The organism is Brochothrix thermosphacta DSM 20171 = FSL F6-1036, from assembly GCF_036884295.1.
Taxonomy (GTDB): domain Bacteria; phylum Bacillota; class Bacilli; order Lactobacillales; family Listeriaceae; genus Brochothrix; species Brochothrix thermosphacta.
The window spans coordinates 1,453,874-1,465,524 of sequence record NZ_CP145608.1 but is presented as its reverse complement, the minus strand read 5'-3'; the positions used below and the strand labels follow the sequence as shown (position 1 = coordinate 1,465,524).

11 protein-coding genes and 1 riboswitch are annotated in these 11,651 nt (G+C 38.9%); of the genes, 9 read left to right on the top strand and 2 right to left on the bottom strand.

Annotated features, from left to right (window positions below; translation table 11 throughout):
• Positions 1 to 476: 476 nt before the first annotated feature.
• Positions 477 to 1,583, bottom strand: coding sequence for an ABC transporter ATP-binding protein (locus V6S17_RS07410; RefSeq protein WP_029092047.1), 1,107 nt, complete (start codon positions 1,581 to 1,583; stop codon positions 477 to 479).
• Positions 1,584 to 1,718: 135 nt separating this feature from the next.
• Here V6S17_RS07410 and V6S17_RS07405 point away from each other — a divergent pair, with 135 nt between their 5' ends.
• The gene (locus V6S17_RS07405) at positions 1,719 to 2,582 is read left to right on the top strand and encodes a helix-turn-helix domain-containing protein (protein WP_029092046.1); all 864 of its coding nucleotides are present in this window, start codon (positions 1,719 to 1,721) and stop codon (positions 2,580 to 2,582) included.
• A gap of 95 nt (positions 2,583 to 2,677) precedes the next feature.
• On the opposite strand, the gene rsgA is transcribed toward V6S17_RS07405, so the two are convergent.
• Positions 2,678 to 3,703, bottom strand: a complete 1,026-nt coding sequence (rsgA, locus tag V6S17_RS07400; protein WP_029092045.1) for a ribosome small subunit-dependent GTPase A — start codon at positions 3,701 to 3,703, stop codon at positions 2,678 to 2,680.
• A gap of 277 nt (positions 3,704 to 3,980) precedes the next feature.
• Between rsgA and V6S17_RS07395 the strand changes: the two genes are divergently transcribed.
• The 8 genes from V6S17_RS07395 (at position 3,981) to V6S17_RS07360 (ending at position 11,617) form a co-directional block, all read left to right on the top strand.
• Positions 3,981 to 4,646 (top strand): HD domain-containing protein, encoded by a 666-nt coding sequence (locus V6S17_RS07395; protein ID WP_244877112.1) that lies wholly within the window; start codon positions 3,981 to 3,983, stop codon positions 4,644 to 4,646.
• Between the two features lie 16 nt (positions 4,647 to 4,662).
• Positions 4,663 to 4,839 carry a hypothetical protein gene (locus V6S17_RS07390; RefSeq protein WP_154657743.1) on the top strand — a complete coding sequence of 59 codons (177 nt, stop codon included), beginning with the start codon at positions 4,663 to 4,665 and terminating at the stop codon, positions 4,837 to 4,839.
• 12 nt (positions 4,840 to 4,851) lie between these two features.
• Positions 4,852 to 5,577 carry a MurR/RpiR family transcriptional regulator gene (locus tag V6S17_RS07385; RefSeq protein WP_029092043.1) on the top strand — a complete coding sequence of 242 codons (726 nt, stop codon included), beginning with the start codon at positions 4,852 to 4,854 and terminating at the stop codon, positions 5,575 to 5,577.
• Between the two features lie 210 nt (positions 5,578 to 5,787).
• Entirely contained in the window at positions 5,788 to 7,269 is a 1,482-nt protein-coding gene (locus tag V6S17_RS07380) for a PTS transporter subunit EIIC (protein ID WP_029092042.1), read from the top strand.
• Positions 7,270 to 7,299: 30 nt separating this feature from the next.
• Positions 7,300 to 8,730 (top strand): 6-phospho-beta-glucosidase, encoded by a 1,431-nt coding sequence (locus V6S17_RS07375; RefSeq protein ID WP_029092041.1) that lies wholly within the window; start codon positions 7,300 to 7,302, stop codon positions 8,728 to 8,730.
• Positions 8,731 to 8,974: 244 nt separating this feature from the next.
• Positions 8,975 to 9,418, top strand: coding sequence for a EutP/PduV family microcompartment system protein (locus tag V6S17_RS07370; protein WP_029092040.1), 444 nt, complete (start codon positions 8,975 to 8,977; stop codon positions 9,416 to 9,418).
• Positions 9,415 to 9,978, top strand: a complete 564-nt coding sequence (locus tag V6S17_RS07365; protein WP_029092039.1) for a cob(I)yrinic acid a,c-diamide adenosyltransferase — start codon at positions 9,415 to 9,417, stop codon at positions 9,976 to 9,978. Before V6S17_RS07370 ends, V6S17_RS07365 begins: the two co-directional genes overlap by 4 nt.
• Before the next feature lie 68 nt (positions 9,979 to 10,046).
• Positions 10,047 to 10,194: riboswitch (adenosylcobalamin (AdoCbl) riboswitch) on the top strand.
• A 289-nt stretch (positions 10,195 to 10,483) separates the two neighbouring features.
• Complete coding sequence (locus V6S17_RS07360) at positions 10,484 to 11,617, top strand: 1-propanol dehydrogenase PduQ (RefSeq protein WP_029092038.1); 1,134 nt, start codon at positions 10,484 to 10,486, stop codon at positions 11,615 to 11,617.
• Positions 11,618 to 11,651: the final 34 nt, after the last annotated feature.

The following is an 11,651-nucleotide window of genomic DNA, read 5'->3' as shown; positions in this document are numbered from 1 at the left end:
ATGAATTCGCTACGATATTAGCAAAGGAGTGGTACTCGCTGTCGCTCCGTCCCATACTGTCTTTGTAAGCTCATAGCTTCGCACAACGTCAGCACCCATACTGTCTTTGTAAGCTTTTAGCTTCGCAACAATGTCAGTAATTTCATAAACGCACAAAAAAACATTAGACCTGACATTTAAGTTTTAAATAGACATTCCTCCAGAAAAACTAAGCTTACTGTATCAAAATTTCATAACGGGATTCAATAATATAACGAGACCTGAAATTTAAGTGCTTTAGTAGGCATGAATCAGCCTACCTCAACTGAAATTTCTAGTCTAACACGTTCGATTTTTAATCCATTCTAATTTCGATAAAGTAAAATGAGCTTAGCTTTCTTTCGGTAATCAGTCTATCCTAACTAAAATTTCTAGTCTAATGAATGTTTTTTATTTTTCCAATTTTTTAGAGAATCGACGAGGTGTTTCCACTTTCACTACTTAATTACTAATTCAGTTTCAGTGTCGAAGAAGTGTGCTTTGCTGAGGTTGAAGGCTAATTTAATAATATCTCCGGCTTCATAATCGTCGCGTGCGGGCACCTTAGATACAAATTCTGTGTCTTCAATCTTAGTATATAACATTGTTTCAGCGCCTAATAATTCTGAAACGACTACTTCAACGTCCATTGTACTTTCTGCTAATGTTTCTAACACTAAGGGTTCGTTATGAATATCTTCTGGTCGAATACCAAAAACAAGTTTTTTACCTTCATAGCCTTGTGCTTTTAACACTTTGTATTTACCTTCAGGCACGTGGAAGTTCATGTCGCCGCCTTCAGTGCTAATGTAACCATTTTTCAATTCAACATTGAAGAAGTTCATTGCTGGTGAGCCAATAAAGCCGGCTACAAAAACGTTGTTAGGGTGGTTATAAACTTCCTTTGGAGAGCCGATTTGTTGAACAAATCCGTCTTTCATAATAACAATTCTATCTGCCATCGTCATTGCTTCTGTTTGATCATGTGTTACATAAATTGTTGTTGTTTTTAAACGGTTATGTAGTTTTGCGATTTCAGCACGCATCGCTACACGTAATTTAGCATCTAAGTTAGATAGTGGTTCATCCATTAAAAAGACTTTTGCATCACGCACAATCGCACGTCCTAAAGCAACACGTTGGCGTTGTCCACCTGATAATGCAGCGGGTTTACGTTCCAAATATTCCGTTAATCCTAAGATATCTGCAGCATCTGTTACTCGTTGCTTGATTTCAGCTTTACTGTATTTACGTAATTTCAAACCAAATGCCATATTATCATAAATACTCATATGTGGATAAAGCGCATAGTTTTGGAATACCATCCCGATGTCACGGTCTTTAGGTGCCACTTCATTCATCAATTTATCGCCGATGTAAAGTTCACCATCACTTATGTCTTCAAGTCCAGCAACCATACGAAGGGTTGTTGATTTACCACAGCCTGAAGGTCCAACGAAAACAATGAATTCTTGATCAGCAATTTCAAGGTTAAAATCTGTTACTGCGAAACCGTCTGAGTTGTCATACTTTTTATAAATATTACGCAATGCCATTTGTACCATTTTAAAAACCCCTTTGTTTGTTTTATCTATTACTAGTATATAATGCCAATAAACAATAGCGTATAGACACATCGCACAAAAAAAGTAGCAAACTAACCAAATATGTAAAGGCTTACATTAAAAGGAGGAATTCACATGACACCTACAAAATTACTAACCATCTATCCGACGGCTAAAACGGGTTCAAACCCTTTACCGGCTCATATTAATATCCCTCATGAAACGCAATATCTTAGCATTCCTGAGACCGATTTAACGGCTAGTGAAATAGCATTGTTGACCTCGCTCTACCAACAAGAAATCGTTTCAAAGCCTTCAATTAAACGGTCACCTTGGCATGCCTTTTTAACGGGAGAAACTGCGATCCTTCCCTCGGTATCTGCACCCGTACGTTGTATCTATTTTGATGTCCGTTTTGCAGATAACACTCAACAAATGGGGGAGTGGTTAAATTTATTCGATGCATTATTTGAAGGGCGTCGCACTCGTTTTCTATTAACTGAAACGAGTGGCGTATTGGTAGAAGAAAAAACAACGGATGCTCTAACAGATGAAAGTCTGGCGTCAATACTGACGGTCTTAGATAGTGATTTTTATGCCCATTCAAGTTGTGTGATCGGTTCATATTATGATGTTTCACCACAATTACCCGCTTATTTTATAGAAGAAAAGCGTTTATTTCAAGTTCATTTACAACATTTAACAGGAGATAGTGTTGTGAACATTCCTAAGTTGTTATTTAAAGAACATGCGAGTCAAATGACGGCAGATAGCGTTATCTTACAACAATTAAAAGAGGTGTTAATTGCACAACCTGATACTGTTTCTTTAATTAAGGAATTATGGAAAAATGAAGGGAACATTGCTCATACTGCCCAAAAATTATTTATTCATCGGAATACATTGTTATATCGCATTCAACGGTTTTATGAACAAACCGGATTATCTCTTAAATCAAATGAAGCCTTATTTTTATGTTATCTGCTAGTTGGTGTGTAAACAAACAGAAAGTTGAACAGTTTAATAGAGAACCAAAAAAACCACCCAAAAGGGTGGTTTTTGAGTGTGGAAAATAATTATAATTTTAAAACATTTTATTTTTTCTTATACTTCTTAATTATCGCTTTCATGTACTGACGTTGACTGACGGGGTTAGCTTTTCGTTCAAGGTAAGCCAGTTCTTTTTGCAGTTTCGTATATTCAGCCCAACGTTGTGTCGAAAGAGTTCCGTCTGTCAATGCCGCTGTGACTGCACATCCCGGTTCATTGTTATGCGTACAGTTATTGAAACGACAGTTTGCAGTCAGTTCCTTGATATCGGTAAAAGTAGTATCTAAGCTTTCTGAATCAGCCCAAAGCTGTAGTTCGCGCATACCAGGTGTATCAATAATCCAAGCGTCACCGACCGGTAATAAAAAGCGCGAGGTGGTTGTATGGCGGCCACGACTATCGTCGTCACGAATACCGCTCGTTGTTTGAATTTCTTCACCTGCTAAATAATTGAGCAACGTTGATTTACCTGCACCCGATGAACCCACAAGCGCGATTGTTCGGTGCTCAACAAGGCGCTTGTTTAAACGATCAAAACCAGCCCCATTTAAAGCACTGCAAGCAATAATTTCGATGCCCATATGTTCACTTTCAACTTGGGCAAGGTAATCTTCGAGGTCTGTCACTAAATCACTTTTTGTTAAAACAATCACAGGGATAGCACCACTGTCCCAAGCTGTTGTCACATAGCGGTTCAGTCGTTTCAAGTTGAAATCCTTGTTAAGGCTCATCACCAACCAAACTTCTTCAATATTAGCGGCAACTACTTGACGTTCGTCTTTCTCACCGGGAATATTACGCACAAAGTTTGTTTGGCGCGGTAAGCGTCGATGGATCACCTGTTTTGTTTCATCGGTCACCACCCAATCACCGACAGCCGGTAGCTCAAATTTTGTTGTGATCGTACGTGAAAAGCTCCCAGTTAATTTAAGGTTTATTTTACCTTCGAGCGTTAATGCTTGGTAAGTATTTTGTCCGGTCACAGTTATGCGTGCCAATCGTGAGCGTTCTTGCTCAGTGAGTGTATCTTCGAAAAACGTGTGCCATCCGAGTTGTTCTAGTGTGTACATAAATAATCTCTCCTCATAATTGAGGGAGAAGCACTGTTAGGAAATCTTCGCCCTCATCTCTAATTGATTTACAACGGCGTATAATGTAGTTAAAACTCCCATCATGCAACATCCTTTCTGGTTCTTGATAGTTATCAAGTTAATAGTTTTATTATGGCATGAACGTGTAGGGGACACAAGTCATATTTTTTAGCGTTGAAGCAGTTTCTATTTTCACAAGCTTGCCTTATAATGTAAGAGTGGAATGAAAACGATGACATTTTGAAAGAGGGTGCGCATGATGCCAACAAACGCAATAAAAGAAAGCTGCTTGTTAGCAACCGAACAACATGTAAAACAATTGTTAGCTGCAGATACCACAGGTCATGATTGGTGGCATATTCATCGTGTGCGAAAGTTAACTTTAACGCTTGCAAAAGAAGAGCAGGCAGATCTGTTTATTTGTGAAATGGCTGCATTGCTTCATGATACAGTGGATGACAAGTTGGTAGCTGACGAAAAAATAGCGCAAACTGAACTTTTAGATTGGTTGTTTGAGCAACAGTTAGAAGAGAACGTTGTTCGGCAAATTATGCAGATCATTGCAGATATGTCTTTTAAAGGTGGTAGTAATGCGGATAAAGTTTTATCGCTCGAGGGTAAAGTGGTGCAAGATGCTGATCGTATTGATGCGCTTGGTGCGATTGGGATTGCGCGTACGATGGTATATAGTGGTAGTAAAGGTCGCCCGATGCATCTTCCGAATGCGCAACCACGTCTAAACATGACACTGGCAGAATACCGAAATGACGAAGATACAGCAATTATGCATTTTTATGAGAAATTACTGACTTTAAAGGATACAATGAATACACTAACTGGAAAAAAACTCGCAGAGCAACGGCATTTGTTTTTGGAAACGTACCTTGAACAATTTTATGCGGAGTGGGCTGGCGAACGTTAAAAATTAAGGAGGCATTATGACTAAAAAACGAGTAAGAAATATTTTCTTTACATTGATTATCTTAGGGCTACTAATCTTCCAAAAACAAATTGGCTATACACTGAGTCTTGTTTTGGCGGGGATTATTATTGCTTACTATATTGCAGAAGGCATTATCCGTACAAGAGGCTCAAAGCACGACCAACCGAAGTAAAGGAGTGGTTTTATGTTTACATATGAAATTATTCAAAAGTTTAACTCATTAGAACTTGCTCTCTATGAATATATCCAAAAGCACCCACGTGAAATTTTATACATGACTGTTCGTGAACTAGCAGATGCGGTACATGTTTCCACTTCAACTGTGATGCGTTTTTGTAAAAAAACGGGCTGTGAAGGTTATACAGAATTTCGCTTTCGTTTTAAAATGAGCTTGGCTAAAGAGACAGAAAAACGTCGCGAATCAAATTCAATTTCGGAAATTATGAATTATTTTAAATACATCGATAACCCTGTCTTTGATGGTAAAGTTAATCGCATCGTATCATTAGTACGTGATTCTAATCGAATTGTGTTCGTTGGTATTGGGACGTCAGGTGCGATTGGAAAATATGGGGCACGTTATTTTTCAATGAATGGCAAATTTAGCCATTACATCGAAGATCCTTTTTATCCAGTAATGGAAGAATTGGACCATAAAACAGTTGTTATTGCTTTATCTGTTTCAGGCGAAACCGAAGAAACAGTCTTATTATTAGATAAATTAAAGCAACACGGCTGCCAAATTGTAAGTATAACAAACCAAGAGAACGCAACGATTAGCCGAATGTCGGTCGAAACAATCTCTTATTATATGTCGAATGAGCGCATTGCAGGTGATTACAATACAGCGAGTCAAGTACCTGTCATTTATATTATCGAAGAAATCGCTCGACGTTTGCCGATAAAATAACCTAACAGTAACAACCCAACCATTTGATCCTAATAAGGATGAGATGGTTATTTTTTTGCTGTAAAAAATACAAGGTGTTTTTTTTATGTAACAAATTTCCCAATGAAATACGAGTGTTTTAATCAATGAATACGCTTTATTTTCGCAAATATTTTGATAAGATATACTTGTTAACAAAAAGTAAAGGCTTACATCATAGGAGGATAAGAAATGGCTATCAATTATACAAAGTCAGCAAAAGAAATTATCAAAGCAGTGGGTGGCGATGAAAACATCAACAGCCTGACACACTGTGCTACGCGTTTACGTTTCATTTTAAACGACGACAAAATAGTGAATAAAGACGAAGTGAATAAAATTGAAGGCGTTATCACTACAATGGAAGCAGGCGGGCAATTCCAAGTCGTGATTGGTAATCACGTCAAAGATGTTTACGAATTGATCATGCAAGACATTAAAGTAGACGATAGTAAAGCATCGAATTCAAACAACAAAAATAAAGTCGGTGTATTCAGTCGTATTATCGATGTTATCTCAAGTATTTTTGCACCGTTCTTATATACTTTAGCAGCTTGTGGTATTTTACAAGGGTTGTTAGGTGTAATGGTAGCTTTAGGTTGGTTAGATACTGCTGGTGGGACTTACCGTATTTTAAACTTCGTTTCATGGACTGGTTTTACATTCTTACCCGTGTTGATTGCGATTACAGCAGCGAAAAAATTTGGTGCTAACATTTATGTGGCAGTTGTAACGGCATGTGCACTTGTTAACCCTGATTTCATGAAAATGTTTGCAGCCAATGATTTTTTAAACAATGCTTCAGCAGATCCAAAAGTGCAATCAATGATTACACAAGCAACAAATAACCCTGATACAATGAAATTAATTAATGATGTATTAGGCATTCCTGTTCTATCACAACCGCTTGATTTCTTAGGCTTACCTATCAAAATGTTAAGTTATACTTCATCGGTTATTCCAATTATTTTAGCAATTTGGATTTTATCGTATGTCCAACGTTTCTTTGAACGTATTTTACCATCAGTTATTCGTAACTTATTCACGCCATTATTAAGCTTAGTAATTATTGTACCAATGACTTTATTAGTATTTGGACCAGTTGGTAGTACAATCGGTGGCGCAATTGGTGATGTATATAACTTCTTATACGGTCTTAGCCCAATTATCGCGGGAGCCATCGTAGGTGGGTTCTGGGAAGTGCTTGTTATCTTCGGCGTTCACTGGGGTATTACACCAGTGACAGTAGGGAACTACGCATCTCTAGGCTACGATACGTTCACCGCATTACAAGCCTCAGCTGTGTTTGCGCAAGCAGGCGCTGCACTCGGTGTATTCTTCAAATCACGCGATAGCGCAATGCGAGGTGTTGCATTACCTGCAGCTATCACAGGTTTCTTTGGTATCACAGAACCAGCGATTTACGGTGTTACATTACGTTTGAAAACACCCTTTATCATGGGTTGTATTGCCGGAGCTGTCGGTGGTGCAATTGCTGGTGCTTTCCGTTCAGTATCTTGGGCATACAACATGCCCGGTATCGCAACATTACCGGCCTTTTTCAAGAGTGGTCATGCAACAGAATTTATCGGCTTGTTAATTTCAATCGTCGTTGCGTTTGTACTTGGCTTAGTATTAACTTACGTTGTTGGCTTTAAAGAAGAAGCAAAATAAACCTAAACCAAAAATGAGGAGGATATTGACATGACTAAGTTAAATGATGATTTTTTATGGGGTGGCGCTGTTGCGGCCCATCAAGTTGAAGGCGCATGGAATGTGGGAGGTAAAGGCCCAAGTATTGCAGATGTCTTAACTGGTGGTGCACATGGTGTTGACCGTATCATTACAACAGAAATCGAATATAAATATCGTTATCCAAATCACGAAGCGGTCGATTTTTATCATACCTATAAGGAAGATATTGCGCTCTTTGCTGAGATGGGCTTCAAGTGTTTCAGAACCTCAATCGCATGGTCTCGCATTTTCCCGAAAGGGGATGAAACAGAAGCGAATGAAGCAGGTTTACAATTTTATGATGACTTATTTGATGAATTGCTTAAATATGGTATCGAACCCGTTGTAACATTATCACATTTTGAAATGCCAAATCATTTAGTGACAGCATACGGCGGTTGGAAAAACCGTCAAGTCATTGATTTTTTTGTCCATTATTCAGAGGTGGTCATGCGTCGTTATCAGAAAAAAGTTAAATACTGGATGACATTCAATGAAATTAACAATCAAAAGAGTTTTAAAGCACCGTTATTCGGTTACACAAACTCAGGTGTTATTTTTAATGATGCGGAAAACCCGGAGGAAACGATGTATCAAGTCGTGCATCATCAATTAGTAGCAAGTGCAAAAGTTGTGACAATAGGTCATGAAATTAACAAAGACATGCAAATCGGTTGTATGATTGCAGTTGTGCCGCTATATCCGTATTCATGTCACCCTGATGATATGATGTTATCAGTTGAATCAATGCATGATCGTTACCTGTTTGGGGATGTACATGTTCGAGGTGAATACCCAAGTTACGCTTATAAAGAGTGGGAGCGTAAAGGTTTCAATATTGAGATTACAGCAGAAGATAGTGCCGCTTTACGTGCTGGAACGGTCGATTATGTCGGTCTAAGTTATTACATGACCAATACTGTACGTGCAGGTGTTAAAGGTGAAGGCACCGCAACGGCTGGTTTTGAAGGGAGTGTTCCCAATCCGCATGTTAAAGTATCAGATTGGGGCTGGCAAATTGATCCGGTTGGTTTGCGTTATGCTTTGAACTTACTACATGAACGTTATCAATTACCATTATTCATTGTGGAAAATGGATTTGGTGCAATTGATACGCCTGAAGCTGATGGGACAATTAACGACGATTATCGCATTGCTTACTTAAAGGCACATATCGAAGAAATGACAAAAGCTGTCACTTTAGATGGTGTGGATTTAATGGGTTATACACCGTGGGGATGTATCGATTGTGTATCCTTTACAACAGGTGAGTACAAAAAACGTTATGGTTTTATCTATGTAGATAAACATGATGATGGTAGTGGCACAATGGCACGCTCGAAGAAAAAAAGTTTTAACTGGTATAAAGAAGTCATTGCCAGCAATGGTGAAAATTTATAAAAAGACTGATAGCAGTTGTTGCAATCCCATTGAGGTGTGTAACAACTGTTTTTTCACTTATAAATGACAAAAATCAAAATTGACAAATAAAAAAATAAACAGTATGATTAAGCTATCATTTTAATATCGGTGTACAAAGACGTACACGACGTGATTGGCAAAGAGGCCCAGATTTTCCGATGTTTACCATCGGAAAGTTTGGGTCTTTTTTTTGAAAATAAATCTGGAAGAAGGTGGGTTTAAGTTGAAAAAAGTTATCTTTATGGGCCCAGTAGGTTGCGGGAAAACGACATTATCACAAAGAATGTTAGGGCTCGCTTTACAGTATGATAAAACACAGGCAGTGGCTTTTTACCTTGATATTATTGACACGCCAGGGGAATATATTTTACATCGCCAGTATTACAGTGCATTATCAGTTACTGCAGCAGAAGCTGATGTTATCGCTTTAATGCAAAGTGCCACAGATAAAACACAAGTTTATTCACCCGGATTTGGTAGTATCTTTCCAAAACCAGTCATTGGGATTGTGTCAAAAACTGATATTGCTGAATCCGATGCAGTGATACAACAAACGAAACAACGCTTGCGTGAAGCAGGGGCACGCCAAGTTTTTTGCTTATCAGCTGTGGATGAAATGGGTGTTAAGGAGTTATTAGCTTATCTAGAGGAGGAAGAAATTAAATGAAACTTTATACAAAAACAGGTGATGCGGGTCAAACAAAACTGGTCGGGGGTACAAGTGTTGCTAAATCTTCGGAACGTGTGGCATCTTACGGAACGATTGATGAATTAAACGCATGGTTGGGTTATACGTTAATACAACTTAATCCGCTGCATGCTGATATTTGTTACGATATCGAAACGATTCAACAACTGTTATTTGATTGTGGCACAGACTTGGCAACACCAGCGGGTCATCGTGCGTATCGCTTAAGTGAAAAGGATGTTATTTGGCTTGAAGGGCGCATCGATGTTTATGCGGATGAACCCCCAATGATTGAACATTTTATCATACCAGGAGGCACACGAGATGCTGCGTTATTACATGTGGCTCGAACAACGACCCGTCGTGCCGAACGTCATGTTGTCGCACTATTACAAGAAGAAGAAATAAATGGGGCGGCCTTACGTTTCCTTAATCGCCTCTCAGATTATTTTTATGCAGTAGCTCGTGCGGTCAATACGCGTCAAGGCCAAACAGATGTCTTTTATCAAAATTCAGATAAGGTTTTTCATAATTTTTAAAGCTTGAATTTTCAAGATGCGCATGCTAGACTGGAATCAGTTAGAATGAACTAACTTGGTAATTCCTACACAAATAGTATTTAGAATACAAAAATGGAAGTTTGGTGTAAATCCAACGCGGTCCCGCCACTGTGATAAGTACATTGTGCTTTAAGTCAGGTCTTTGATTGTATTCTGCTATTGCGGACTGTTTCGTGGTAAAACAGGCTGTTTTTCGAAATTGAAGACGCCCATTGTTTTAACAACGCAGTAGCAAGTGAATGTGTACCGATGCCAGCACACTGAAGTGCAACTTAAAAGCAATGGGCATGTCACTTCCAATGGCGTAAGTGGATCAAAACAAGGTCGTTTTGTGAATGCCTTATTTAATGTACACTAACAGCTACACCAAATAAATAGACACATACATTGTTGTATGTGTGCAAAGCAAAGAAGCTTAAAGGCTGTCATTCTGGCAGTTCTTTCGAGCTTCTTTTTTACGGTCTTATTTAAGGAGGAATAGAAAATGAAAGAAATTAGCATTAAAACAACGGTATACACAGGGGAAGATGCATTGGGACATTTGGCAACAATCGCAAACAAAAAAGTGTTTATTGTCACTGATCCATTTATCGTATCATCAGGTATGATCGAACAAGTCACAAGCCGTTTGCAACAATCAGTCGAACATCTTGTTTTTAGTGAAATAACACCAGATCCACCGATTGAAACAGTGGTTAAAGGCATTGATACAATGGCAGAATTTGCTGCTGATATTATTTTAGCAGTGGGGGGCGGTTCAGCAATCGATGCGGCGAAAGCGATGAAATATTTCGGTGAAACCTTACGCAATCTAAAAGGCACACAGTTCATTGTTATTCCAACAACGAGCGGAACTGGCTCTGAAGTCACGAATTTTTCGATTATTACCAGTGCTGATAAAGGCGTTAAATATCCACTTGTCACAAACGCAATTTTACCAGATATTGCGATTCTCGAAACAAACCTTGTGAAATCAGTGCCACCTCATATTACAGCGGATACAGGAATGGATGTGTTAACACATGCTTTAGAAGCCTATGTTTCGACCAACGCGAACGATGTGAGTGACGCTTTAGCTGAAAAAGTAGTACAGCTTGTTTTTGAATACTTACCGCGTGCTTATAAAAATGGTGCTGACATGGAAGCGCGTGAGAAAATGCATATGGCTTCGTGCATGGCCGGAATGGCATTTAATATGGCATCACTCGGAATTAACCACGGGATTGCACATGCAGCGGGGGCCAAATTACATATCGCTCATGGTCGTTTAAATACCGTATTAATGCCAGCCATTATTCGCTATAACAGTCATATTGACGAGGTACAGGGTGTACCCGCTAATCTTGCAGCAGAACGTTACGCACATTTGGCAAAATTGTTGGGATTGTCCATCACGAATAGACGCGTGGCAGTTAAAAACTTGATGCGAGCGATTGAAAAATTACGACAAACACTTGAAATGCCAGCCACATTAAAACAATGTGGTGTTACAGTAGACACAATCACAGCGCTAGAAGTTGAAATAGCAACAGCTGCACTCGTTGATGGTTGTACAGCAACTAATCCACGTGTACCGACAAATGATGAAGTTGTGTCGATTTTACGACATGTCCTTTAAAAAATTTTTCAGCACTCGGCATCATCTTGACATC

Excerpts from the sequence above, each read along its gene's own strand:
- V6S17_RS07375 (WP_029092041.1), top strand. The coding sequence starts at position 7,300 with ATGACTAAGTTAAATGATGATTTTTTATGGGGTGGCGCTGTTGCGGCC.
- V6S17_RS07385 (WP_029092043.1), top strand. The coding sequence starts at position 4,852 with ATGTTTACATATGAAATTATTCAAAAGTTTAACTCATTAGAACTTGCT.
- rsgA (WP_029092045.1), bottom strand. The coding sequence starts at position 3,703 with ATGTACACACTAGAACAACTCGGATGGCACACGTTTTTCGAAGATACA.
- V6S17_RS07405 (WP_029092046.1), top strand. The coding sequence starts at position 1,719 with ATGACACCTACAAAATTACTAACCATCTATCCGACGGCTAAAACGGGT.
- V6S17_RS07380 (WP_029092042.1), top strand. The coding sequence starts at position 5,788 with ATGGCTATCAATTATACAAAGTCAGCAAAAGAAATTATCAAAGCAGTG.
- V6S17_RS07390 (WP_154657743.1), top strand. The coding sequence starts at position 4,663 with ATGACTAAAAAACGAGTAAGAAATATTTTCTTTACATTGATTATCTTA.
- V6S17_RS07395 (WP_244877112.1), top strand. The coding sequence starts at position 3,981 with ATGATGCCAACAAACGCAATAAAAGAAAGCTGCTTGTTAGCAACCGAA.
- V6S17_RS07360 (WP_029092038.1), top strand. The coding sequence starts at position 10,484 with ATGAAAGAAATTAGCATTAAAACAACGGTATACACAGGGGAAGATGCA.
- V6S17_RS07365 (WP_029092039.1), top strand. The coding sequence starts at position 9,415 with ATGAAACTTTATACAAAAACAGGTGATGCGGGTCAAACAAAACTGGTC.
- V6S17_RS07410 (WP_029092047.1), bottom strand. The coding sequence starts at position 1,583 with ATGGTACAAATGGCATTGCGTAATATTTATAAAAAGTATGACAACTCA.